24 protein-coding genes are annotated in these 25544 nt (G+C 48.4%); 12 read left to right on the forward strand and 12 right to left on the reverse strand.

What is annotated here, in order from left to right:
• Window positions 1-13: 13 nt before the first annotated feature.
• From R3187_RS09770 to ttcA, 6 genes are all read left to right on the forward strand, one after another.
• Window positions 14-2422 carry a heavy metal translocating P-type ATPase gene (locus tag R3187_RS09770; RefSeq protein WP_318966663.1) on the forward strand — a complete coding sequence of 803 codons (2409 nt, stop codon included), beginning with the start codon at window positions 14-16 and terminating at the stop codon, window positions 2420-2422.
• 28 nt (window positions 2423-2450) lie between these two features.
• Complete coding sequence (ccoS, locus tag R3187_RS09775; RefSeq protein ID WP_318966665.1) at window positions 2451-2693, forward strand: cbb3-type cytochrome oxidase assembly protein CcoS; 243 nt, start codon at window positions 2451-2453, stop codon at window positions 2691-2693.
• On the forward strand, window positions 2690-3364 hold the full coding sequence (locus R3187_RS09780; protein ID WP_318966667.1) for a sulfite exporter TauE/SafE family protein: 675 nt from the start codon (window positions 2690-2692) through the stop codon (window positions 3362-3364). The genes ccoS and R3187_RS09780 overlap by 4 nt, the downstream gene beginning before the upstream one ends.
• A 40-nt stretch (window positions 3365-3404) precedes the next feature.
• On the forward strand, window positions 3405-4109 hold the full coding sequence (gene fnr / locus R3187_RS09785) for a fumarate/nitrate reduction transcriptional regulator Fnr (protein ID WP_318966669.1): 705 nt from the start codon (window positions 3405-3407) through the stop codon (window positions 4107-4109).
• A gap of 133 nt (window positions 4110-4242) precedes the next feature.
• Window positions 4243-5175: a universal stress protein UspE gene (uspE, locus tag R3187_RS09790; RefSeq protein WP_318966671.1), complete on the forward strand. Its 933-nt coding sequence runs from the start codon at window positions 4243-4245 to the stop codon at window positions 5173-5175.
• A 70-nt stretch (window positions 5176-5245) separates the two neighbouring features.
• The gene (ttcA, locus tag R3187_RS09795; RefSeq protein ID WP_318966673.1) at window positions 5246-6199 is read left to right on the forward strand and encodes a tRNA 2-thiocytidine(32) synthetase TtcA; all 954 of its coding nucleotides are present in this window, start codon (window positions 5246-5248) and stop codon (window positions 6197-6199) included.
• 82 nt (window positions 6200-6281) lie between these two features.
• Here the strand turns inward: ttcA and R3187_RS09800 are convergent, their stop codons facing one another.
• Window positions 6282-7142 (reverse strand): glucosaminidase domain-containing protein, encoded by an 861-nt coding sequence (locus R3187_RS09800; RefSeq protein ID WP_318966675.1) that lies wholly within the window; start codon window positions 7140-7142, stop codon window positions 6282-6284.
• Window positions 7143-7400: 258 nt separating this feature from the next.
• Here R3187_RS09800 and R3187_RS09805 point away from each other — a divergent pair, with 258 nt between their 5' ends.
• Together R3187_RS09805 and R3187_RS09810 are read left to right on the forward strand one after the other, a co-directional pair.
• Entirely contained in the window at window positions 7401-8615 is a 1215-nt protein-coding gene (locus R3187_RS09805) for a pyridoxal phosphate-dependent aminotransferase (protein WP_318966677.1), read from the forward strand.
• 181 nt (window positions 8616-8796) lie between these two features.
• The gene (locus tag R3187_RS09810) at window positions 8797-10200 is read left to right on the forward strand and encodes an alanine/glycine:cation symporter family protein (protein WP_318966679.1); all 1404 of its coding nucleotides are present in this window, start codon (window positions 8797-8799) and stop codon (window positions 10198-10200) included.
• Between the two features lie 59 nt (window positions 10201-10259).
• Here R3187_RS09810 and R3187_RS09815 read toward each other — a convergent pair whose 3' ends face one another.
• A complete protein-coding gene (locus tag R3187_RS09815) occupies window positions 10260-10607 on the reverse strand; it encodes a YebG family protein (RefSeq protein WP_318966680.1) in 348 nt (115 codons plus the stop codon).
• A 135-nt stretch (window positions 10608-10742) separates the two neighbouring features.
• Between R3187_RS09815 and R3187_RS09820 the strand changes: the two genes are divergently transcribed.
• Together R3187_RS09820 and R3187_RS09825 are read left to right on the forward strand one after the other, a co-directional pair.
• The gene (locus R3187_RS09820) at window positions 10743-11993 is read left to right on the forward strand and encodes an anti-phage deoxyguanosine triphosphatase (RefSeq protein ID WP_318966682.1); all 1251 of its coding nucleotides are present in this window, start codon (window positions 10743-10745) and stop codon (window positions 11991-11993) included.
• A 46-nt stretch (window positions 11994-12039) separates the two neighbouring features.
• Window positions 12040-13077, forward strand: a complete 1038-nt coding sequence (locus R3187_RS09825; protein WP_318966684.1) for a patatin-like phospholipase family protein — start codon at window positions 12040-12042, stop codon at window positions 13075-13077.
• A 10-nt stretch (window positions 13078-13087) separates the two neighbouring features.
• Here R3187_RS09825 and R3187_RS09830 read toward each other — a convergent pair whose 3' ends face one another.
• Window positions 13088-14422, reverse strand: coding sequence for a cyanophycinase (locus R3187_RS09830; RefSeq protein ID WP_318966686.1), 1335 nt, complete (start codon window positions 14420-14422; stop codon window positions 13088-13090).
• Window positions 14423-14614: 192 nt separating this feature from the next.
• Here R3187_RS09830 and R3187_RS09835 point away from each other — a divergent pair, with 192 nt between their 5' ends.
• Complete coding sequence (locus R3187_RS09835) at window positions 14615-15007, forward strand: MAPEG family protein (protein ID WP_318966688.1); 393 nt, start codon at window positions 14615-14617, stop codon at window positions 15005-15007.
• Window positions 15008-15143: 136 nt separating this feature from the next.
• Here the strand turns inward: R3187_RS09835 and R3187_RS09840 are convergent, their stop codons facing one another.
• Window positions 15144-15476, reverse strand: a complete 333-nt coding sequence (locus R3187_RS09840) for a rhodanese-like domain-containing protein (RefSeq protein ID WP_318966690.1) — start codon at window positions 15474-15476, stop codon at window positions 15144-15146.
• Between the two features lie 187 nt (window positions 15477-15663).
• Between R3187_RS09840 and R3187_RS09845 the strand changes: the two genes are divergently transcribed.
• The gene (locus R3187_RS09845; RefSeq protein ID WP_318966692.1) at window positions 15664-16629 is read left to right on the forward strand and encodes a transposase; all 966 of its coding nucleotides are present in this window, start codon (window positions 15664-15666) and stop codon (window positions 16627-16629) included.
• A 223-nt stretch (window positions 16630-16852) separates the two neighbouring features.
• On the opposite strand, the gene R3187_RS09850 is transcribed toward R3187_RS09845, so the two are convergent.
• The 8 genes from R3187_RS09850 to R3187_RS09885 form a co-directional block, all read right to left on the reverse strand.
• Window positions 16853-17077: a hypothetical protein gene (locus R3187_RS09850; protein WP_318966694.1), complete on the reverse strand. Its 225-nt coding sequence runs from the start codon at window positions 17075-17077 to the stop codon at window positions 16853-16855.
• A gap of 95 nt (window positions 17078-17172) precedes the next feature.
• A complete protein-coding gene (locus R3187_RS09855; protein WP_318966695.1) occupies window positions 17173-17778 on the reverse strand; it encodes a hypothetical protein in 606 nt (201 codons plus the stop codon).
• A 10-nt stretch (window positions 17779-17788) separates the two neighbouring features.
• On the reverse strand, window positions 17789-18172 hold the full coding sequence (locus R3187_RS09860; protein ID WP_318966697.1) for a hypothetical protein: 384 nt from the start codon (window positions 18170-18172) through the stop codon (window positions 17789-17791).
• A 101-nt stretch (window positions 18173-18273) separates the two neighbouring features.
• Window positions 18274-18594 (reverse strand): hypothetical protein, encoded by a 321-nt coding sequence (locus R3187_RS09865; protein ID WP_318966698.1) that lies wholly within the window; start codon window positions 18592-18594, stop codon window positions 18274-18276.
• 124 nt (window positions 18595-18718) lie between these two features.
• Window positions 18719-19348 (reverse strand): hypothetical protein, encoded by a 630-nt coding sequence (locus R3187_RS09870; RefSeq protein ID WP_318966700.1) that lies wholly within the window; start codon window positions 19346-19348, stop codon window positions 18719-18721.
• Window positions 19348-23490: an RHS repeat-associated core domain-containing protein gene (locus R3187_RS09875; protein ID WP_318966702.1), complete on the reverse strand. Its 4143-nt coding sequence runs from the start codon at window positions 23488-23490 to the stop codon at window positions 19348-19350. The genes R3187_RS09870 and R3187_RS09875 overlap by 1 nt, the downstream gene beginning before the upstream one ends.
• A gap of 14 nt (window positions 23491-23504) precedes the next feature.
• Window positions 23505-24497: a hypothetical protein gene (locus tag R3187_RS09880; RefSeq protein ID WP_318966704.1), complete on the reverse strand. Its 993-nt coding sequence runs from the start codon at window positions 24495-24497 to the stop codon at window positions 23505-23507.
• On the reverse strand, window positions 24482-25543 hold the full coding sequence (locus tag R3187_RS09885) for a hypothetical protein (protein WP_318966706.1): 1062 nt from the start codon (window positions 25541-25543) through the stop codon (window positions 24482-24484). The genes R3187_RS09880 and R3187_RS09885 overlap by 16 nt, the downstream gene beginning before the upstream one ends.
• Window position 25544: the final 1 nt, after the last annotated feature.

The following is a 25544-nucleotide window of genomic DNA, read 5'->3' on the forward strand; positions in this document are numbered from 1 at the left end:
AGCAGAGGCCTGGTTGACAACATTAAGCTGTTTTCATTGTCTTGAACCGGTTGCTACCGGTCAGCGTTTTCAGTTAACTATCAATGGCGAACCGGCGCTGTTTTGCTGTGCCGGCTGCCAGGCTGTGGCACAGACTATTATCGACAGCGGGTTAGATGACTACTATAAATTCCGCACCGAAGCCGCTGCCAAAGCAGAATTAGTCCCGGGCGAACTGCGTGCCAGTTTACAACAATATGACAGTGCCGAGGTACTGGCCGAGATAAGTCAGCCGCAACAAGATGGCGTTGAACTTGAGCTGGCCATCAGTGGCATGAGTTGTGCTGCCTGCGCCTGGCTGATCGAAAAACACCTGAATAAGCAAGCCGCAGTTAATAAGATCAATATTAACTCTTCCACTCAGCGGGCCTTACTTAACTGGCAGCCTGAGCAACTTCCCCTTAGTGAAATTTTGCTGCTGATTAATCAGCTGGGTTATCAGGCCAGTCCCTTTGTGGCCGATCAGCAGGAAACGCAGTTTAAAGCTGAACTAAACCGCTTTTTAAAACGTCTGGCGGTGTCGGGTATTATGACGATGCAGGTAATGATGCTGGCTTTTGCCTTGTATTTTGGCGAATACAGCGGCATTGAACAAGCACATCATGGCTATCTTCGCTGGATCAGCATGCTGCTGACGTTGCCGGTCGTGCTCTATGCAGCGCTGCCTTTTGTCAGCAGTGCCTGGCGCAGCATTAAAGCCCGGCAACTGAACATGGACGTGCCGGTCAGTCTGGCAATTTACTACACGTTTTTCGCCTCAGCCTATGCCACTATTATGCAAACCGGCGAAGTGTATTTTGAATCGGTCTGTATGTTCACCTTCTTGCTGCAACTGGGCAAGTTTTTTGAATACCGGGCCCGGGCCCAGGCGCGGGATGCTACCAGTAACTTGCTGAAAATCATGCCGGTGTCGGCGACTTTATTGCAAGGAGATCAGCAACTGGCTGTCTCGGCCCGGCGTCTGAATGCCGGTGATATTATTCTGGTTAAACCGGGTGAAACGCTGCCTGCAGATGGTGTGGTGCTGGCAGGTAGCAGTACGGTTGACGAGTCGATGCTAACCGGCGAGTACACAGCCATCAGTCGCCAGCAGGGCGATACTGTGCTGGCCGGTAGTATTAACCACGATGGCCTGCTGACGATAAATGTCAGCAGTGCTCTGGCGCACTCGCGCTTAGGCCAGATTATTCAACTGCAGCAACAAACCTTACACAGCAAACCGCGGCTGGTAGAAAAAACCGATCAGCTGGCCCGGTATTTTGTCGAGCGACTGTTGCTGATTGCCGCCGGCACTTTTGCGCTATGGTATTTCTGGCTGGATGCTGACCGGGCATTCTGGATTACCTTGTCAGTATTAGTGGCGACATGTCCCTGCGCGTTAAGCCTGGCCACACCGACTGCGATAACCTGCGCCCTGTCCCGGTTAAACCGGCTGGGTATTCTGGTTAAAAACGCGCAGGCGCTGGAAACGCTGCCAGTACTCAGTCATATCATTTTTGATAAAACCGGCACTCTGACTGAAGGTCGCTTCAGTATTGTTAATATACAACGCTATCAGGCAGTGCCAGGCAATGATCTGAACGACACGGCTTTACTGAATCTTGTTGCCAACCTGGAACAGCATTCAGAGCATCCGATTGCCGGTGCCTTTAAAGCCTGTTTGCAGCAAAGCCTGCCCATAAACAAAATTACGATTAGCGTCGGCCAGGGAATTAGTGGTAGCTGGCAAGGCCGGCAGCTTAAAGTCGGCAGTGCGGCTTTTTGTCAGATTAATGAGCACGACGCGCGTGTAACAACGAAGGCAAATGTTTTTGTCACCCTGGATCAGCAATTACTGGCAGCCATCACGCTGGCCGATAACTTGCGCCCCGGCGCCGCAAAACTGGTAGCTGATTTGCAGCAGCAGGGGTATCAGGTTGGCATGCTAAGTGGAGATAATTCAGGCCAGGCGGCGCAACTGGCGACTGAACTTAAATTAGATTTTATGCAGCAGGGCTGCAGCCCGGCGGATAAAGTAACAGCCATTAACTCGCTGGTTAATGCCGGTCACAAGGTGTTAATGGTGGGCGATGGCATTAATGACAGCCCGGGCTTTAACGCCGCCCATATTTCTATCGCGGTTGACTCAGGCACTGATTTGTCCAAAAATCAGGCTGATGTGGTACTGTTACAACCTGATATCAGTTTGCTGGCAAGCTTACTGACTGCCGGTAAGCAGGCTGCCCGGGTGATCCGGCAAAATCTGGGCTGGGCAGTGGGTTATAATCTGTTCATCATTCCGCTGGCGGTAGCAGGCCTGGTATCACCCTATATTGCCGTGCTGGGGATGTCTTTCAGCTCACTGCTGGTAGTTTCTAATTCACTCAGATTACTGAAAAAATGAATCTTTTAAAATATGAGTCTGTTATCACATGAGCATCATTTACGTTCTGATCCCTATAGCCATTTTGTTCGTTATGCTGGGACTGGCTATTTTTTTCTGGGCGGTACGCAGTAAACAGTTTGAAGATCTGGACAAAGAAGGTTTCAGTATTTTGTTTGACGAGCAACAGGCGCAGGCGAAAACAAGCGCTGAAACCGCAAAACAGGAACCTGCTGAGCAAGCTGAGCAAGCTGAGCAAGCTGAGCATCGGCAGGATAAGTCCGGCCAATGACCAGCGATATACTGGCCGCGCTATTAATTGGTTTTTTGGGCAGTAGCCATTGTATTGTCATGTGTGGCGGCATTGTCGCAGCACTGCAACTGGCAATGCCACAGCGCAGTATTGGCTGGAAACTGGCAATGCAGTTGCTGTTAAGCCTTGGCCGCTTAACCACCTATGCCTTGCTGGGCGCACTGGTCGGGTATTTTGGCATGCAGGCAATGGCACTGGCTGGCGTATCATTGATTTGGCTCAGGTTACTAGCCGGGCTATTGTTACTGCTGATGGCGTTGTATATTGCAAGATTATGGTTCGCTCTTACCGTCCTTGAGCGCGCGGGTCAGTATTTATGGGCACTGATCCGGCCGGTGAGTCAGCAGCTAATGCCGCTTGACAGTTTGCCTAAAGCTTATCTGTACGGCCTGTGCTGGGGCTGGCTGCCCTGTGGTCTGGTATACTCTACGCTGGGTTGGAGCCTGGCCAGCGGCAGTGCCAGTCAGGGCGCGTTAATCATGTTGTTTTTTGGTTTAGGCACCCTGCCCGCCCTGCTGACATTTGGCAGCCTGGCCAGTAGTCTGAGTAAATTTAAAAACCGGCCGGGTGTGCGTTATAGCGCGGCCGGAATATTAGCTATCTATGGTATTTATACAATATATCTTGCTTTAAAAAGACTAGTTTTTTAAGCTGTAGCAGTTATTTCGGGGACAATCAGGAAACCAGATTATGCAACGTTCAGCAATTAATTGTCAGGATTGTGGTTTCAGCCAGTTATGTTTGCCCTTTTCTTTGAGTGAACAGGAACTTAGCCGGTTAGATGATATTATTCAGCGCAAAAGACCGCTGCACAAAGGCGACATGCTGTTTGAAAGTAATAAACCACTCAAGGCGCTGTTTGCAATTCGTTCAGGCTCATTCAAAACCTTTACGCTGACCGAACAAGGTGAACAGCAAATCACTGGCTTTCACTTACCCGGTGATGTTATTGGCTTTGATGCTATTGGTACCGAAATGCATAACAGCTATGCAGAGGCGCTGGAAACCGGCATGGTATGTGAAATACCCTACCCCAATCTTGAAATCCTGCTGGATCAATTACCAAAGTTGCGACAGCAACTGATGCGTCTGATGAGCCAGGATATCCAGGCCGATCAGCAAATGCTGTTGTTGTTAAACCGGAAAACGGCCGAACAAAAGTTAGCAACCTTTTTAAACCATCTGGCCCAACGTTTTGGCAACCGGGGCTTTTCTGCCAAAGCCTTTCGTTTATCGATGACCCGCAGCGATATTGGCAACTATCTGGGGTTAACTGTCGAAACCATCAGTCGTCTGCTGAGTAAATTACATAAAGAACAGTTAATCAGCGTTGATGGCAAACTGATTACCATCAACAATCCAGCGGCGATGCAGCAGTTGGCCGGTAATTGTTAGCTTTTTGATTTAGCACAATATGAAGTTACCCGCAGTGCGGTTTTATTGACTACACTTTTCAGTAGCGACAAACAGCTACTGCCAGCCTCTCAACTTGAGCATGGCCAGTCCTTATCTAAACAAGGAGCGTGTAATGACCGTTTTCAGTAATGTGTTAGTTGTGCTTGACCCAACCGATAACCAGCAAAAAGCCCTGAACCGGGGGTTAGAACTGGCCCGTAAACAGCCTTGTAAACTTACCGCGTTTTTATCGGTGTATGACTTTTCCTATGAAATGACCACGATGTTGTCAGGTGACGAGCGGGAGTCAATGCGTCAGGCCGTTATTCATGACCGCGAACTGTGGGTAGGAGAACTGATTAACGATGCCAGAAACCAGGGCATTGATATCAATTTAAAAGTGGTATGGCACAACCGGCCATTTGAAGCAATCGTGCACGAAGTGATAGAACAAAACTTCGATCTGGTGATTAAAGGTACCCACAATCATGACGTATTGAAATCGATGATTTTCACCCCGACTGACTGGCATATCTTACGCAAATGCCCCTGTGCCGTGCTGCTGGTTAAAGAGCACGCGTGGCCAGACAATGGCAATATTATTGCCGCGGTTAATGCCGGTAGTGAGCAGGATCATCATCAGTCGCTGAATCAGCGGGTGATCAGTAACGCCAAAGCCATGGCAAAAGTGCTGCAAGGTAAAGTTCATCTGGTTAATGCGTTTCCCGGCACGCCGGTGAATATTGCTATCGAAATCCCGGAATTTAATCCGCAGCAATATAACACAGCAATGCGCCGGCACCATGAAAATGCCGTGGCCGAGCTGGCGCGTCAGTTTGATATGGCCGAACAGGAGACTCATGTGCTGGAAGGGATGCCGGAAGATATCATACCGGCACTGGCAACAGAGCTGGATGCAGAAATGGTGGTCATCGGCACCATTGGCCGTACCGGATTTTCTGCAGCAATTATTGGTAATACCGCAGAACACTTGATTGATCAGCTTGATTGTGACGTTTTAGCATTAAAACCGGCCAACTTTGTCAGTCCGTTAGCAAAACACTAAAATCCGCCCTATGGTATTGGCGCACACTTGGTTATAATGTGCGCCATTTTTCTGCAGGGTTACTGAAGTTATGTCGCACGCCGCACAAGCAAAAGCTCAATACAATTTAAACAAACTGCACAAGCGGCTACGCCGCGGCGTGGGTCAGGCTATCAGCGACTTTGGCATGATAAGCGAAGGCGATAAAATTATGGTCTGCTTATCAGGTGGTAAAGACTCCTATACCATGCTGGATATTCTGCTAAATCTGCAGCAGTCTGCGCCTATCAGCTTCAGTATTGTGGCGGTTAACCTGGATCAGAAACAGCCAGGTTTTCCGGCTGAGGTGTTACCAAATTACCTTGACGGCATTGGCGTCGATTATCAGATCGTTACCGAAGATACCTATGCCATCGTCAAGGAAAAAATCCCTGAAGGTAAAACAACCTGTTCATTATGCTCGCGGCTGCGCCGGGGCATTTTATACCGGACAGCAAAAGAGCTGGGAGCCACTAAAATTGCGCTGGGTCATCACCGCGATGATATGCTGGAAACGCTGTTTTTAAATATGTTTTACGGTGGCAAAATGAAATCGATGCCACCCAAGCTGATTAGCGATAACGGCGAGCATATCGTGATCCGGCCACTGGCCTATTGCAAAGAGAAAGATATTGAAAAATATGCACAGGCCCGCCAGTTTCCGATCATTCCCTGTAATTTATGTGGCTCTCAGGATGGCCTGCAACGTCAGGTGATAAAAGAGATGCTGCAGGACTGGGATAAACGCTTTCCCGGCAGAATTGAAACCATGTTTCAGGCGATGCAAAATGTCGTGCCATCCCATTTAGCAGATAACAGTTTATTTGATTTTGCCGGCATTGCTAAAGACAGTGCTGTTGGAGTTGAAGGCGATACCGCCTTTGATCATTTGCCAGTACCAGCTATTCCGGTTGGCCTTGCCAGCGCGGAAGACTCTGACGACATAACTTCTGAATCCGGGCCACTGAGTCTGCAAAGCGGTCTTAACATAGTGCAGTTAAGCTAACTGCATCGTACTAGCGTTAATAATATGCCGGCTTCAATATATGGGCGGGCAGCAGCTTAAACGGCTGGCTGCCCTGGCCAGCCTAATCCTCCAGAAAACGGCGGTTAAACCGGATCATGTTGCTGATTTCAGCAATATACTCATCACCGCGCTCTGAATAGCGGCCTAACCCTGCAGCCAGAGCCTCACCACGGACCGGCTTGCGCTCTGAGCGCAACTTCGCCCGGATTTCCCGCAGCGACTCGTAGGTATGAAACGTATTCAGATTATAAAAATAACTGCGGATACTTTGCGCCGGGCTGTCAAACTTTGCCACTTCATGGCTTTGATCTTCCCCCCGACTCAGTGGCACCAGACCACAGCCCTCACGAAAACACCACTGGCCAAAGAAATTAAAGCCTTCAACGGCAAATCGGCTGGTACCCCAGGCAGATTCATTCGCCGCCTGCATTAACACCAGACTGACTGGCAAAATATCAACCCTTTTCAGTAGCTCCTGCAACATTTGCGGATCTGACTCAGCAACGTCCATCCGGAATTCATCATATAAACTGTATAAAAAAGCGTATTCGTTGATATTGAGCCGTTGGTTCTTTTGTTTTTTTTCAGCCAGCACCAGTAATTGCTGGCGCAAATTACGCAATCTGCTGTTTTCGCGCTGCACGTGCGGGCGTAAATAATTAAAAAAGGCCCGCTTTTTAGCATTGGTTTCAGTAATAGCATTAAAGTCAGGCAAAGGCTTAAACGGCACTGCTGGCTCGGTATAGGCCAGTCGCTCAAGTACTTTTTGTTGATCGGCCTGGCTCAGGGCGGCTATTCTGCCCGGGCGTTGCCATTCATCGAGTGAATCGGGCTGTGGTACCGGCTGCAAACCGACAAAAGGACTTAATGCAGCAAACGTTACGACACACCAGCTTGCAATTATCACACTTCTTTTAATCAAAAATTCACCACTATATTCTGCAGTATCGCAACCAGCTTCAGTCAGCCAAGTCAGTTACTGTCTCATGAAATCATTTGGTATTTTAGCCTTTGCTTGGCTCAGAATGAACTAAAAAATATTTTGTCTTATTTTTTTCCGAAATTTTGTCAACAATTGTGGTCACTGCATTGCAAATCAGCCGCGGTTATGTGACAACTACACTCTGATGTTTTAGCTATCTGGATGGATATTATTTTAGGGGGCAAACCGGTTCTGGCTATGAAACCAATTGAACGTTCGACCAAGCTTGATGGAGTCTGTTATGACATTCGTGGTCCTGTGGCACAGGAAGCCAGAAGAATGGAGGAAGAAGGCCATCTGATACTTAAGCTGAATATCGGTAATCCGGCACCGTTTGGCTTTGAAGCACCGGATGAAATACTTAAACATGTTATTCATAATCTGCCAACGGCCCAGGGCTACTCTGATTCACAAGGTATTTACCCGGCGAGAGTTGCCGTAGCGCAATACTACCAGCAACGTGGGATCAGAGGCGCCGATGCCGATGATGTCTATATTGGTAACGGGGTCTCAGAGCTTATCTTAATGTCGCTGCAGGCGCTGCTGAACAATGACGATGAAGTGCTTATCCCATCACCTGACTACCCGTTGTGGACCGCAGCGGTAAACCTGGCCGGCGGCAGAGCGGTACATTATCGCTGTGATGAGCAACAGGACTGGTATCCGGATCTTGCCGATATTAAACAAAAAATCAGTACTAAAACCAAAGCTATCGTGCTGATTAATCCAAATAACCCCACCGGTGCAGTCTATGATCAGGCTTTTTTACTGGAGCTGTTGAAAATAGCCCGCGAACACCGGCTGGTGGTTTTAAGCGATGAAATATATGACAAAGTACTGTATGACGGCACCGAGCATATCAGTACCGCATCGCTGGCTGACGATCTTATTATGCTGACATTTGGCGGCTTATCAAAAAATTACCGGATAGCGGGTTTCCGGGTGGGCTGGTTGTTTATTTCCGGTGCCAAAAACCTGGCCCGCCATTATATTGAAGGTTTAAATGTGCTGGCCTCGATGCGGTTATGTGCCAATGTGCCATGTCAGCATGCAGTACAAACGGCACTGGGCGGCTATCAGAGTATTAACGAACTGGTGGTACCCGGCGGCCGCTTGTATGAGCAAATGGATTTAGCTCACAAGTTAGTCAGTGATATAGATGGCTTAAGTTGTATGCGGCCTAAAGGCGCCATGTATTTATTTCCGAAAATAGATCGCAAAAAAATCCGGATTAAAGACGATCAGTTATTTGTGCTGGATTTTCTGCGCCAGCACAAGGTATTGCTGGTGCATGGCCGGGCCTTTAACTGGCCGGAGCCCGATCATTTCCGGATTGTGTTTCTGCCACACAAAGAGCAGCTGGCAGCTGCACTGGGTAAACTTGGTCGTTTTTTGCCGGGCTATAGTCAGTAATCTTCAGTGACAACAGGCGTTGTGGCTCTCAACTACCGCGCCTGGCTGTATTCTGCCAGCTTAGTAAACACCGTATTCTGCTGGTCAATCACCGCAAGCCGGTGTTTAATTTCTTGTTTCTGCTTGCATTTAACAGTAGGCTTGCATAATCAAACAGCCATCCATACTGCTGAATATAATAATGACAACCGACTTTTCGTTTCAACAGGCATTTGAAAGCCTGACCTCACAACTGGCCTCAGTAGTGTTTTACGCCTTTGAGATTAATGACGTTGCCATTCCTATGGTATTAATCTGGCTAATAAGTGGTGCTTTGGTCTTTACCTGTTATCTTGGCTTTATCAATGTCCGCGGCTTTGGCCATGCTATTGGTCTGCTTAAAAATAACAGAAGCAGCGGTGCCAGTGGCGAGATCAGTCCGTTTCAGGCACTGAGTACAGCGTTATCAGGCACCGTGGGTACCGGTAATATTGCCGGGGTAGCGATTGCTATCAGTTTAGGCGGCCCGGGGGCAACTTTCTGGATGATCGTCGCAGGTTTACTCGGTATGTCGACCAAGTTTGTCGAATGCACCCTGGCCGTTAAATACCGGCAGATTAACCCTGATGGCAGCGTCTCCGGTGGCCCAATGTATTATATTAAAGCCGCATTGGATAAGTTTAATCTGCCGCTGACCGGTACCGTGCTGGCGATGGCGTTTTCAGTGTTTGTTATTTTCGGTTCGGCAGGCTTTGTTCATGTTAATCAGGGCTTTGTCCAGGTACAAAGTGTTACAGGCTTCGATAATGCCTGGTTGTTTGGTGCTATCTATGCGCTACTGGTGGGCGCTGTGATTATCGGCGGGCTGAAAAGTATAGCCCGGGTAACCAGTAAGCTGGTGCCGTTAATGTGTGGTATCTATCTGGCCGCATCACTGCTGGTTATGTTTACTCACTTCAGCGCTATCCCCTCAGCGCTGTGGTTAATTGTCCAGGGCGCATTTACACCTGAAGCCGGCTACGGTGGTTTTATCGGGGTGCTTATTCAGGGGTTCAGACGCGCTGCCTATTCAAATGAAGCCGGTATTGGCTCATCCCCGATTGCCCATGCTGCGGCGAAGACCAAAGATCCGGTCAGTCAGGGCTTTGTCGGCTTACTGGAACCTTTTATTGATACCGTGGTGATCTGCACCATCACTGCCCTGGTGATCATTTTAACCGGCGCTTACCAGACCCCGGGGCTGGACGGCGTTCAAATCACGTCAGGCGCTTTTGCCTCCGTTGTCAGCTGGTTTCCATGGGTATTAATGGTGGCGCTGCTGCTGTTTGGGTTTTCAACGGTGATCAGCTGGTCATACTATGGTTTAACCGGCTGGCGTTATCTGGTCGGCCACGACAAACGGCTAAGCCAGCTGTATAAAGTGCTGTTTTGTCTGATCGTCTCAATCGGGGCTGTACCAAACGTCATGGCGGTATTCGACTTTATTGACTCGATGATTTTTTTAATGGCCGTGCCCAATATTCTGGCGCTGTATCTGCTGTTACCGGAAGTCAAAGCCGACTTAAAAGCCTACTGGCAGAAACTGACACCCCAACGCCAGCCCTGATTGGCTGGCGCTATATAATGATGACTATGCTGCCGCTAAAGCTGCTATGTTCTGCGCAGTCAGGCGGCCTTAGTAGTGTCAGCTTTTTGTTCTGATTTAGGCTCTGCTTTAGGCTCTTGTTTGGACTCTGCTTTCGCCATTTCAGCTTTAGCAGCTGGTTTTGCTGGCGCTTTAGCCGGCTTTTTTGCGCCTAACGCCACCAGTAACGCGTCTTTATTCTGAGCCAGATATAACGCCAGAGTTTCAGTTTGTGCCTCGTCTGCCAGTACGCTGCTGGCAGTTAAAAAACTGGCTAACTCATCAGCGGTATCCAGCATTTTGTCATAGGCATCAGCCTCCGCTTTTGAGGTAAAAGTCATTTTCTCTACTCCATTGCGCTCTACAATATATTTAATTACCACTGCCATGTTGCTGCCCCTGATTAATTTTAACTGTTCATTTATACAGTATAATTTAGCCGGTGTCGAGTGCTCGAATTCAAATCAATAGTCGCGTACTATAGCTGCTCTTGCTAAGCTGTTTTACCATGATTAAGGAAGGTTATGTTAGCAATTTGGTCAGCGCGACACTCTGAAGACAGCCATGACCGGCCAAATGATCAACGCTCACCCTGGCAGCGCGACCGGGCCCGCATTCTGCACTCTGCGGCGTTTCGCCGGCTTCAATCCAAAACCCAGATCCTGGGAATTGGCCAGAATGATTTTTACCGTACCCGGCTGACCCATTCATTAGAAGCTGCCCAGATTGGCACCGGCCTGGTCAGTCAGCTGATCAAAAAATCAGCCGGGGATATCAAACCAATACTACCCGATGCCAGCCTGATGGAAGCATTGTGTCTGGCACATGATATCGGTCACCCTCCTTTTGGTCACGGAGGTGAAACAGCCCTTAATTATAAAATGCTGGCCGATGGCGGTTTTGAAGGTAATGGCCAGACCTTGCGGATTGTGGCCAAACTTGAGCCCTACACTCAGCGGCATGGCATGGACTTAGCCAGACGGACCTTACTGGGTTTATTAAAATACCCGGTATTGCAGCCAGCGTTATCCCCGGCAAGCAATAGCGATAACCCCCTGAATTTAAACCGCTGGAAACCCGCCAAAGCTATCTTTCAGGCAGATGCTGATATTCTCGACTGGATATTACAGCCTTTAAGCACCGCCGACCGCGATGCCTTTCAGCAGGTGGACACGCTGGCACACTCGCCTTTTATTAAATCGCGCTACAAGTCACTGGATGCCTCCATCATGGAACTGGCTGACGATATTGCCTACGGTGTCCACGATCTGGAAGATGCCATCGTGCTGGGTAATGTCAGCTTCAGCCAGTGGCAGCACTATACCGGTGATGACATGCAACAGCTGGGCGCCAAATTATTCAGCAGTGAGCATCATATCCGAAAAGATGCGATTGGCGCGCTGGTTAACCGGCTGATCACCTCAATAGAGTTGTATCAGGCGTTGCCTGAGGCGACAGAGCCGTTAATTCGTTACAATGCCCGGCTGCCAGGCGCTGAAACCGCCCTGTTGCACAGCCTGAAACAACTGGTGTTTAACTGTGTTATTCGCCAGCCGTTAATTCAGCAGTCGCGGTTTCGCTGCCAGAATATGTTATTGCAGCTGTTTGATGCTTTCGCCTCTGATCCGAGCCGTCTGTTACCCCTTAATACCCAGCAACGCTGGCACAATGCCAATGAACACGGCCAGGGTATGCGGGTAATTTGTGATTATATTTCCGGCATGACCGATGACTACGCCGAACGAATGCATAAAACCCTGTTTGGCCCTTTATAAAACAGCTTATACCCGTTAACAGCAGCAATGGGAGAACCCTGCAGTTTTGAATAACCTTCGTGTTCTGGCCGGCCCCGATGCCATGGCCCATATTAATCAACATGGCCTGCGCGCTGACGATATCAGTGTCGTGGTCGGCGCCAGTGGTGGCCCGAAATGGTTCAGCCTGTTTGGCCTGGACCAGTATCTGCTGGCCGATTTTTTTGCCAATCGCACTAAGCCACTGCATTTACTTGGCAGTTCAGCCGGAGCCTGGCGTTTTGCCTGCTACGCCCAGGCCGATCCGGTTGCTGCGTCAAAGCGCTTTGCCAAAGCTTATTCAACCATATGCTACCCGGCGGGTGCGGATATTGCCGAAGTGACCCGTATATCAGCGGCGATTATTGACGAAGTATTTCAAAGCGAACAGCAGGTAACCGAGGTGCTGAACAATCCGGTAATGAAACTGAACCTGATTGTTGCCAAAGCCAAAGGGCTTAGCCGCAGCAAGCGTAAAGTATGGCAGGCAGCCGGACTAACGCTGGCCGCCGGCGCCAATCTACTGAGCCGGCGTAATTTGCAGCACTTTTATCAACGGGTGCAGTTTTTCCCACAGCACAGCCCTGCGCCTTTTCATCGCTATACCGGTCTGCCAACCCAGCATGTGCCATTAAGCCAGGCTAATTTGCGCCAGGCAGTAATGGCAAGTGGCTCTATACCGTTAGTATTGTCACCGGTAACCGACATTGCCGGAGCCGGCCCGGGCCTGTATTTCGATGGCGGTATTACCGACTATCATTTTGACCTGCCATTCAGTAATCACGGCCTGGTGCTGTACCCACATTTTTACCCCCGGCTTACTCCGGGCTGGTTTGATAAAGCATTGAAGTGGCGTAGGCCCCAGTCAGCGCATTTACATAATGTGGTTTTGCTGTGCCCAAGTGACAGCTGGGTTGCCAGCTTACCTAAAGGAAAAATTCCGGACAGAAATGATTTTAAACTACCTGATGCAGAGCGTCTGGCTAACTGGCAGGTCGTGCTGGAACGCTCACACGAACTGGCCGTGGCGTTTGCCAGTGGCCAGTATCAACTGGAGCCGTTATAGAGCAGCAAGCTTATTCTGTTGTAACGGCCGCAGTCGCTGTCGCTGCGGGCAATGGCGTTATACTGAACTCCGTCGGAATAATATCCAGTTTAACGCCAAAAGCACTGCCGCTATCGAGCAAACCATCCAGATATTGCCAGTAACCGGTAGTGTATTCATCCTGGCTAAAGCGCAACGTAAAGCCATTGCCTTGCCCCTGATGCAGGTAACTGACGACTTCAGTCGCGCCTTTGTTATCCAACAGGTCAAAGGTCAGTAGATCTTTTAGTCTGCTGTTGCGGCTGAACACACCTGACACCACCGGTTTTGCCAGATTAAGATACTCATGGCCAACAGTGGCCGATTTCAGCGGGTTGGCAACAAACTGTTCGGTGTCAAAATGGTAGTAATCACCGCCCTGCATTACGCTAACCCGAACATTTTCAATATGATAGCCATGAGGGTTTTCAAGCCGTCTGGCATTGCTGACATCTATCGCCGTCACAGCACCGGCACCAATAACCTGGGCACTGTTGTTATGGGCGGTGTATACCAGCGCAGTGTTTTCATCAATACCAAAGCCCATTGGAAAGGTAGCTTTATTCAGCTCGGCTGCGACAATTAACCGACCAAAACGCGCTTTGCGGTCAAAATGCTGGTCAATAATAGCGTGCGGGAAAAACCCCAGCCCCTTCGCCAGCATTAATGGCCCGTTTTCCTGATCCTGCATGCCGTTGTAGCTGTCAGTGGTACCGGCAGTCAGCGCGCCCCAGGAATCTCCGGCAGCAATCATTACGTCGCTCATCATCGCCGCACCCGCACTGGTACCCCCTACTACGCCGCCACGTTGATACAACGCCCATATCGCGTCCAGCAATACAGAGTGCTGCCCATCCGGTGCCAGGGTAGCAGTTATGTTCAGCTGATCACCTCCTAAAAACCAGACGGCAGTAAACTGGCTAAGCTGTTCAGCCAGCTTAATATCGGTCGCACCACGTCGCCATTGACTTTCATCGATATCTTTGGTGTTTTTATCATCGCTAACGGCGACCTGGAACAAGGTCATCTGATCTTCATCCAGACCATAGCGCTGCATATCTTGCTGAAATTGCTTAAAGTATTTTACCGGCTGGCCACTGGCGGCGGGAATTACCGCTATCCTGGCCTGCAGCTCCCCCCCGGCCAGTTCAATAAAGCGCTGATAAACAGCTGCATTAGAACCTGCCAGGGCACCGCCAACCAATACCAGCGCGCCTTTATCTGCCAGTTTCTCTGGCTCAGGTATTACCGCCTCAGTACAGCCAAGCACCAGGCTTAAGCTTAAAACTGAAATTGATAAACCTATATTCTTAAATGGGTGCTTCACAGGATGTACTCCGTCTTTGTGCTTTTTTAGTATTTTTGCTTTTTGCAGTTTACGCGGGCCGTTATTATTATTGTCGCCCATCGCACAGAGTACCAGATTAAAACTGGTAAGGTCACTCACTAACCAGTAAGCTGGGACTACACTTACATTTTTTGCCAGATAATCTGCAAAGTACTGCCCGGAGGTTTTTCAATGCTAAGTTCGCTGTTATTTACCCTGTTTATTGCCATGCTGCTGCCGTTTTTAGCCAAAGCACCACTGGCTTTTGCCATGCAAAAGGCCGGCGGCTACGACAACAACAACCCAAGAGAGCAGCAAGCCGCGCTAAAAGGCTTTGGCCAGCGCGCCAACGCCGCCCACTACAATAGTTTTGAAGCACTGATTATTTATGGCTGTGCGGTGTTAAGTGCGGTAGCACTAAATGCAGTAGACAGCACCACCGTTATTCTGGGCTGGGTATTTATCGCCAGCCGCATCCTTTATTACATCTGTTACTGGTTCGACTATGCCACGCCCCGCTCAACCGTATGGGCCATTGGAATAATAGCAGCGTTTGGCATCGCCGGACGGGCGCTTATAGGATAGGTTTATTTGAAATAGTATTCAGGCAGAAAAAAGCCAGGCGTGCCAGCCTGGCTTAACTGTCACCGGATTATCTTATCAAGCAGTATTATTGCGTTAAATTATATCGCTTAAAATTATCAGACGACATAACGGCAGATTAACCAGCTTGTTTTTTGCTTTCCCAGTCTTCCATACCGCCTTCGTAATCGTAAACATGGTTAAAACCGGCCTTTTCAAGCGCTTTTGCGGCATTAGGCGAAGCATCACATTCTTTATTAGCGCAGTAGACAATGATCTTGTGGTCTTTATTCTCGCCAACCACCTCGGCCACATCGTCAACAAAATTGTCATTCTCTGGAAAAGGGATATTAATTGAGGCGCAGATATGCTTGTTATTAAAGGCATCTTTGGACAGCACATTAATCAGCACAAAATCTTCCTCTTCTATTTCATTCAGCCGTTTAATATCAGCTTTAGTAAGGGTTTTCATCGTCATCCTCCTGTTTTCAGCAGGTTAAGTAAGTGTTCCGCTTGTTTCGGCAAATTAAGAACGCATAACAAATGTGGACAGGCACACCTATACAAAACTATGTGCGCTTCCCAATCATAATATTGACAGTTCAACAATCGATAACTAACATAAATACTGTATATTTAAACAGTCATAAAGGTGCGTTATGCCCAGACCCCGTAAAGCCCTCATCGCCGTCGACGACACACCTTACTACCATGTAGTGTCTCGCTGTGTGCGCAGGTCTTTTTTGTGTGGTGTTGACAGCGATACCGGTGAAAATTACGAACACCGCCGGGCCTGGATTGAACAGCGCATTCGCCTGCTGGCCTCGTTGTTTGCTATCGACATCTGTGCTTACGCAATTATGGCCAACCACTTACACATAGTAGTAAAACTCCAACCAAAGCAGGCAACAGGTTGGAGCGTGCAAGAAGTGCTGTTGCGCTGGACAAGTATTCACAAAGGGACGCTGCTGGTGCAGCGCTATTTATCAAGCAACGCTCTTAGTGCCGCTGAACAGGCTTCCGTAAATAGTACTGCTGAAATCTACCGCCAGCGCCTGACCAGCCTGAGTTGGTTTATGAAATGTCTTAACGAGCCCATTGCCCGCCAGGCCAACAAGGAAGACGGCTGCACCGGGCATTTCTGGGAAGCAAGATTTAAATCTCAGGCACTGCTAACTAATGAGGCCCTGCTGTCCTGCATGGCTTATGTCGACTTAAATCCGGTACGCGCACAGATAACCGAAACACCTGAAAGCTCAGAATTTACCAGTATCAAAGAGCGGCTGATGCCGACATTCGATTTGACAGCGGCTATTGCTGAACAAACCATGCTAGGTAATCTGCAACACTTCAGGCATCCTCTCAAGCCGCTGCTGTCTTTCGAAGGAGCGCTGGTAGAGCAAGCGCAGCACGGTATATTGTTTAACTTATCTGATTATCTGGAATTGGTGGACTTTACTGCTCGCACTATCCGCCGCCGCAAACCGGTGGTCCACACCGAACTACTGCCACCCATCCTGCAGAGGCTTAGTCTCAACCAGCATGACTGGCTTAAACGCGCTACTCAATTCGAAGCTCGCTACTTCACTTTCTTTAGCCGACGAGCCCACCGCGACACTGCCTGACCATCTTATAAATTCTCACTATTAATTCTTGCTGGCTATAAATTTGCATTCAGAAACCGTCATGCCTGAAAAAAACCATACCGGTCTCATTTGGCTCGAACTCTACTCATTCAATGCTTTCCATCAGTCTTCTTAAGCAAATTAGCACTGTAACTTTAAAACAACATCAATTTGCAGGGCGACTGGCATAATTTTCTAAGTAGTGCCTGTCCTAAATTTACCCTTAATCGTAATCAGTAATTTCCTTTAAGCCCTTTTGAATATGTTTTAGCAGAATTTCTTTCTGGCTATCGTTCGCATTCATTGAGGGCAGCACATTCGACAGATCGATGTCCTTAACCATAAAGTAATGATCTAGTTGCTCTAAAATAATTTTTAACTTGTTAATATCGTATAACTTCGACAACTTCTGGTGATGATCTTCCGTCCACAAGAAATCTTCACTCACTCTTTCGAACTGGAAGGGATACAGCAATAAAGACAATGCACTTATTTCTGTTATTTTCTGAGCCCTAATAAGACCGCTTTTCATATAATATCGCCTTAGCTTTTAACAATATTTACTAAAGCTTGCTTTAACATCCTGAAAAACTTTTCTGCCTGTTCCGGATTGCCGTAATCTTGCAAAGCAATGGCGTAATCAACAGAATCAAAATGTGAGATGGCATTAACAACATTCAGCAAATTGGACACCTCATTTTTAAACCTACTACAAACCTTTTGTTGCAATGACTCAATGTCGTCATAATCACGGTAAAAATACCTGATAAGACTCATTCGAGGTGGGTAATCAACATAAAACCTTAAAGCCTCCTCCTTTATTATATGTTCAGGAATCAGCCGTTCATCAAATGTTACCCCAGCTAACTGAAACATATCTTCATGCAAAAAAATGGTAGCTTTAGTTGCCGCAAAATTGATTACGTGCTGATTGGTGTAGGCACGAGCAACAGCTTCACTATAGTCGGCATCCTTGTTTTTAAGTATCCAAATTATGGCTTCACAATCACGCTTTAGCCCCGCAAGATCCTGTTTCGCTTCAGCCGCATATTTAGGGGTGAGAAAAGTCATATATTTATGCTTTACTCCCCCCCACATTAAATACAAAAATGCAAACACGGGCTGCGGCACATTAGCAATCATATGCATGAAATTACCATCATCCAAATTGATCTATGAGAATAGTAACCAGACAGCTATCTGGCTTGTAGTTATGTCTAAAAACGTTATAAATCAGGGAAGTTTTAAAAAAGTACACCGCACTAGTCGTTTTAACAATTATCTCAGCCTCCGCCAGTGAGACCTGTTCATTATTCCATTCAAATATACATTTCTCTGAGTAATCTGATACTTTAGAAACAGCAATATGCCTACGAATATTAACCAGTACCCCAGTACGATAACAGTTAACTAGTGCATCGATCAGTTTAGTTTTAATTTCGGATTCTTCTGCAGAAAAAATCTGGTTAGGGTCGTAATCAGGAACATTAATTTCATTGTTCCCATGAATATAGATTCCTCCACGTGCATCACTAAACATCATGCTTTTAACCATCTGCCATCAACAACTGGTCAACCGTCGTAAGTGTATTAACCTGAAACGTGTTGACACGCTGCTCTCAATTCAATTGACACAGACACTGCCTATCGGGAGTAATAAGATTTAATGACATTGTTATTAGTTTTATCGACCTCTACAGTAAAACCTTTTTTATCCACACTACCTCTTTGGCCGACCGGATAATCGGACGGTTGATAGACGACTATCCAAACCTGTTCATTCTCCAACAAGATCACGTCGTAACCTGCAATATCAAAGCCGTTATCTTTAAAACTCGCATATGCTTTCTCGAGTACTTCAGCCTTTGGTGATTTAATCACTAATACTTCTGTAGGGGCATTCATGTCTGACACAGTTGCGCTTTCCAAAACCATTGAAACTGTAAAAAACAATATAATCATCATTCGCTTAAAGTGAAGACCTTACATGTTTCTGGGTCAAAGATTTTAAATTCACCGCTACAGTGTACCAAAGTAACCAGTGTTTGCCTTACCTTGCCCCTATTGCTATATGGAGCAATAAAGTTTACTACTCTTTTCCCAATGCAATGTCATTAAGGGTTTGTTTTAGAGCCATAAAAAATGCCTCTGCACGTTCAGGATTATCATAGTCTTGCAGCGCAATCGCATAATCACGCGCCTCGAAATGCGAAATTGAGTGTATAGCAGCTAGTATCTCAAATACATTTTCCTCCACAACAACTGCTAATTGCGGGATTAATCCATTTAAAGTGTACTTGCTTTCTGGTTTCTTCAAGTAGTCTTTGTATAGATGCTTAATAATTTGCATGCTTGAAGGATAATCGACATAGAATCGCAGCACATCTTCTCTGCATAAATCGGAAGATAATAAGTTCTCGTCAAATTTTACTCCGCAAAGTTTAAATAAACCCTCATGCAAAAAAATAATGGCGTTACTTTCAGCAAAATCAACTACCTGTTGAGTCGTACAATATTTTGCTGTCCAACTACTATAATCAAAGCTTTTATGTTCCAACACCCAGACTATTGCTTCACATTGAGATTTAAGAAACGATAAGTTTTTTTTGCTTTCTGAAACTCTTTTGGGTGTCAAAAAGCTGATGTTTTTGTTTTCAATTATTCCATGCATTGGATAAAGGAACAGTTTTACAATATTAGGTATCTCTTCAGTTTTCATTAAAAATCCATCCAGTCATCGGGTATTTCTTGCCCTGGTTTCCATTCTCGAGCTGTTCTAAAATCCGAATGGTTTTTCTCCTTCATCGGGAAGCCATCTTCGTTATAACCTTTCCTTTTCACATTATCCAAAGTATCACGCGGTAAACCGCGTTGCTCTAACTCATCAAAAAACTGATTATTGAGTTCTTGAGAGGTTTCATAATGGCCTGTTTGATTACTTACCTCTAACAATACTCCATGACTCACTTCAAATGTTCCAGCTGCTGCTACAGCTTCCCCTCCAACAAGAGATGAATGGTGGAAAATACCCGCCTCCTGATATAGTGAAGCAAATATTCGACCACCGCCATCCATCGCGAATATAGCCTGACCCCAAAACGTATTTGTATCGCCAGTATCAAATAACTCACCGGTACTTTTTTTGACTAAAAATCCACCAACGACATCAAGTTCTAATTCGGCTTTTTTTTGTCCACTTAGGTATTCAACTACTTCTGGTTTATTCCAACGCGTGCAATTATTTGGATCATCTTCACCTGTATACCCAGGCAAGAGATCCTTTGTTTTGTAAAGCGGCTTAGCTTCCTTACAACTCAACCCTAAAGGATCAACCCAGTTCACATGATTAGGCGCATATTGGTAGTGGTTAATGCCGCCGAGCAGGCCGATTGGGTCCTGGCTGATAAAGCGGCCGGTTTCGGGGTCGTAGTAGCGAAAATGGTTATAGTGCAGCCCGCTTTCGCTGTCAAAATACTGGCCCTGAAAGCGTAACGGGTTATCAATTTCGTTACGCGTTACTAATGCTTTGCCGAAAACTGAGTAGCTGGCTTGCCAGACTATGTCGTTATTACTGTCGGTTAAGGATAGCGGGGTGCCGAGCTGGTCCAGCTGATAGTAATACACTGCACCATTTTTCAGTAACAGCAGTGGTTTGTTGCTGCCTGGCTCGTAAATGTACCAGCTGTATTCACCGGCCCGGCTTTCGCCGATAAGCTTATCGCCATCCCAGAAGTACTCGGTGCGCTCACCGTCACTGATTTTAGCACTGCGCCGGCCAAAAGCGTCGTACTCGTAACGGCTGATAGCGCCGTTGCAGCTGACGCTGGTTAGCTGGTTTAAGCCATTAAACTCGCGCTGCTGGCTGGCGGGGCCAGAGGCAGCATGTATCTGATTGCCGCTGTCATCATACTGATACTGTTTATCATGATAGCGCAGTAACCGGTCCTGTTTAACCTCAATACCGTCGCCGTGCGGATTGCCAAAACTGTCCCATTGATGGCTCTCGTTCTGGCTGGAGTCTGCGCTATGCTGCTTACTGATTAACTGATCCAGCTTATTGTACTGGTACTCGATATCGCCAAGCTGGTTATCCGTTACTTTTTGCAGCTGATGTAACGCCGTATAGCGGTACTGCCGTCGCTGGCTCTGGCTGCCCCGCTGCCACTGCTGTGCTGTTAAGCGGTTATAAACATCATACTGCTGCTGCAGCATCAAGCCGCTTTGATACTCGCGCGCTGTTTCGCGCCCGGCACTGTCAAAGGTGCGCCAAAGCAGTGGTTGCTGATTAACGGCCAGCTGCGTCAGTTGCCCTTCCTCGTTATAGCGATAATCGATAAGGGTACCATCTGGCAAAGTCGTGCTGCTGCACTTGCCCTGTGGATTGTACTGATGCGCAACACAACTGTTGTCCTGCCATATTTCGGTTGGCTGACCATTTAAATGATAACTGAAACGAAGCTTGCGCTGGCCGTTACTGGCCCGCAATACCCGGCCAATTTTATCGTAATGAAAATGGTTACTGGCCAGGTTCTGGCCGTGCAATGCGGTTTGCTCGACAATACGGCCACACTTGTCACGTTTTACTTTCAACTGCCGCTTGCTGCCATCGCGTACGCTGGCGACTTTACCGTTAAGATCATACTGAAAATGTTGCTGGCGGCCATCAAAGCCCTGCAGTCGAACTGGCCGTTCCTGCGAATCATAGTCCAGCTGGTAACGGGCACCGTCGCTGCGCATAATCGCCGTCAGGTTCCGCTCGTTATCATACTCGTAGTTAAAAGCACTGCCATCGGCCTGCAGCAGGCGGGTTGGTTGACTTAAGCCGCCGTACTGGCGCGTACTTTTGTCGCCATTGGCGTTAGTGGTACTCAGCAGGCGGCCACTTTCATCGTAGCTGAAATGCTGCTCCAACCGCGGCGCGTCAGGCTGGTTTTCGCTATCGGCCGGGTACTGCAGTTGTTTCAGCAGTTTGCCCGCCGGGTTGTAGTGGTATTCTGTTACCAGACCGCTGGCGTCGACCATGCCGTTTAACCGGCCCAGGCTGTCATAACTGTAGCGGGTCAGCGCGTCGTTGTGTTTTACCGCCAGTAACTGATTTTCGTCACTCCAGCGTAGTCGCTGGATACCGCCGTCAGGCAGGTATACTCTCTCAAGCTGATTATTACCATTATATTGATAACGCGTAACTGCACTGTCAGGGCTTAGTTCAGATAGCAGTAAGCCGGCTGCGCTGTACTCCCGCCGCCATTGGCGGCCTTCAGCGTCAATAATGACATTACGCTGGCCCAGCTCATTGTACTGGAAATGGGTAATGGCGCCATCGGCTTGCTCCAGCGTAACCAGCTGGCCGTTTTCATTGTAGTAAAAGCGGCTGGTACTGCCATCAGGCCTGGTCTCCGCTATTTTTTTGCCCTGCTGATTCCAGCTGTACTGCCAGGTTGCGCCATCGGGTGCCACTTTTTTCAGCAACAAATTACGTTTATTGTGAAAATACTGCCAGCAATGGCCATTACCGTCGATACTGCTGGCACTGCGGGTTTTGTCATCGTAACTGAAACGATAGTCATAAATACCATCGTCGCCCCAGTTGCGGATACAACGGGCGGCCGGGCCGTTACCCTGCCAGCTGAAATAATGACAAAAACCACTGGCCCGCTGACGTACTGTCAATAAATGCTGGCTGTACTGATATTGCTCGGTCTGACCGCCACTGTTGGTAGCACTGATCAGTTCCTGATCAATGTTGTAGCGATATTGCGCCAGCACCACTGGCGTTATTTGCGCTGCCTTGTCGCGCTTATCAGTTGGGTTACTGAGGCTTACTGTTTCAATCCGGCATAACAAACCGGCACTGTCGTAATGCAGCTCTATGCCTTTTTTAGCGGTGTAATCAATCCGGCTCAACCGGCTTTGCTTATTGTAGTAAAGCTGTAAGTGGCGCCCGACACTGTCCATTACCTGATGCAGCAGCCAGCGCTGGGTATTCGCAGTGTCGGCAGTGCTGATAGCGGGTACAAATACCCAATGGGTATTATCGGGCTTCAGCAACACCAGGCTGCCGTCCGCTTCCGAGCGCAGTGCCAGCTCCTCAGCCAGCTGATAACTGGTTTGTCCCGGTTCAGGCCTGGCAAAATGCAGCCGCCGCCCTTCCTCGTTAACTAATTGCAGGGCAACGGTGCCATCGTCAGCCGTCAACGTATCAATATGTAAATTAAAATTGCTGCGCCAGCCATAGCCAAAACCAATGTTCTGATGGCTTTGACTGGAGCGATAGGTTCGGATCCATTGCATCGGCAAGGGCCCGGCCAGCTCAAAATCGGTAAGTTCGAGAATTTCCTCACCGGTACACATCGATACCGGATCGCCGCAGGTTGTCACATTTTCCGTTGCCGGTGTCTGGTTATCTGCCGCATTAGTACCAGCCTGGTCGCTGGCCACGTTGCTATTTTCAGCAGCAGGTTTGCCGGTGGTTTGTCCGCCGCGCTCCAGTGTTTTACTGCTGGCAGGCGCGGGTGTAACAGACTCGGGTGCAGTTAATACGGCTTTTCGCTCAGGTTGTTGCAGAATAAGCAGCTTGCCTTCCAGCAGGGCTGTCGCCAGGGTACGGCACAACTCAGCGTCACGCACGGCGCTCCACGGCGCGACTAAATCTCTTGCCGACAACTGACTGGCAAACCACTGATAAACATCACGGATGCTGTCGCTTTGGGTCGCATTTCGATCGAATGACTGCCGGATCCATTGGGTTGCCGCGTCACGGCTGGCAAACTGCAGAGCTGTGCCGCTTTGCCCCTGGCTTTCAGTGCAAAACAGAAACATTTTGCCCGAGCGGGATTTAAGGGTTAACGAATGCACAGCCATACCAATAATTGTCCTTAACGTTCAGATAAGCCGCCGGCCTGCTGCCAGCTGAAAACGGCCACAGCGCGATATAACCGCTGTGAGATCTCGCACTGCAGGGTTAATCCGCTTTGGTTTGCATTGCTATAACTCAGATATAACAGTAAAAACCGATAAAGCCCGCCTGCAGCTCCCAGCTCGCCTGAGCTGTAGGCTGGAAAACGCATTTGACTGGCTTCATTTATAACCGGTGCCAGGCGCCGGTAATGAGGTTGCCAGCAAGCCGTTAATTCACTGCAGCCATTGTCAGGTAAATAAAGCTGCGTCAGGGCACTGTCAGAGTGAGCCGCCGCTGCAGTAAATAACTGTGCCAGAGCCAGCTCTTCTGCATCATTAGTTACTGTGGCATCAGACGCCAGATACTGACAATACAAGCCTGTATCGCTCTGCTGCAATGCCATACCAACGGCCCCTTCTGACCACACCACCTGATCCGGGAGCTGACGTTCAGCCGCTGGCGAAAGCAAATCAGCGCTATCTGCGGCTTGTGTTGCTGTTGTCTGCAGCATGGCAACCGGACTATCCAGGCCAATGATCCATACCTCTGGCTCACCGGTTGCTAACAGCTGCCTGGCCGCTGCCAGCGCCATCAGCCCTGCGCTTCGGCCATAAGGAAACAGCTGACATCCACTATGGCTTAGCAATGATGGAAATTGCTGCCGCAAAGCCTGCACAAAGTCCGACAATGCCGGCTCATTTGCCAGTTGCTCGGGAAGCACTAATAACACCGGTGCTTTATCCGCCGGGCGCTTAAATTGGGCCAGCAGTCTGGTTAGTAACGCCAGTAACCGACCGTTAAATGTCAGGCCAGCGTCGATACCGCTTAAAGTATTAACCTGTTGCAACTGGTCCGGTTGTTCTAGCAGCGTGGGCTCAACCGGTATCACATCCAGCAATAATGCCCAGTCAGTGTCAGGGGTCTTACCTAGTACCACAGCATAGTCTTTTACCACTATCGAACTGGCCATGAGCCTCCCAGCCAGTTATTTGGCTCTGCCAAGGCAAAACCTGGCTGCTGTAATACCAGCAATGCCGCCGCCGCAAACCGCTGGTACTGATTGCCACTGGCCCACAATCCCTGCAAATCCAGCGCGTCACTAACCATACCGCCAACCAGATGCTGGTTGCTGCTTAACTGCGAACCACTTACCATTTGTGGTTCACGCATTTGTGGTTCACGTTGCACGGCATCGGCAGTCAGACTGCCAAACATGGTAATAAGTGCGCTTTGGGCTGCAGCCTGATGTTCACTTTGGCTACTCAGCTCAAGTAACAGCGGCAAAAATTTACGCTGACCACTAAACCCCATTGCATTGATCGCCAGACAGATATCGGTCAGACATAAGGCATTAACTATTCTGACTTTTTGCTCAGCGGGTGCAGCCAATAATAATAATTGCAGTTGTCTGGGTGTCAGACACTCTGTTTGCTGCAGCTGCAGCACTAAATCAAACTCGTCAGTACGTTGTCCCAGCAAATACAAGCTGTAGCTTAACTCGGCCTGCAGTATTGCATTGTGCTGCAGCTCAGCTGTCAACTGCTGCAACAGGGCGCATCGCTCTGTTAAACCGTACTGCCCGGCCAGCTGCACTGCACTTCTTAAATCCAATACCTGCATAGGTTGGAACAAATTTGTCGCCAGCGCCTTATTCACCAGCAAACAGAGCAGCTGGCTTTGCTCCGGCCGCTGATACTGCTGCACGTAATGAGCAGCGGTTTTCTGATGGAGTGCCAACCACAGTTCAGCCAGCAACGCCTGAGCCGACAACGGCAGGGGTAGTGTCAGCAGTGTCTGTAGCTCTGCTGCGCTGTTATCCAGCAGGGCATTCAGCCATAGTGGCAATTCCGGTTCGCTGCCATCCAGATAGCGCTGAGATAAGCTGACACTTTGCAATAGCCGCTGATCATGCTGCTTTAACTGGCTAAGCGTAATGTAATCACTGCTTGTCAGAGCTAAGCGCTGCAGCCACAATAAATGCGTGCGCTCTGCCAGATCAGCAAAGGTCTCCATCATT

This window comes from Arsukibacterium sp. (genome assembly GCF_033721375.1).
In the GTDB taxonomy this organism is placed as follows: domain Bacteria; phylum Pseudomonadota; class Gammaproteobacteria; order Enterobacterales; family Alteromonadaceae; genus Alishewanella.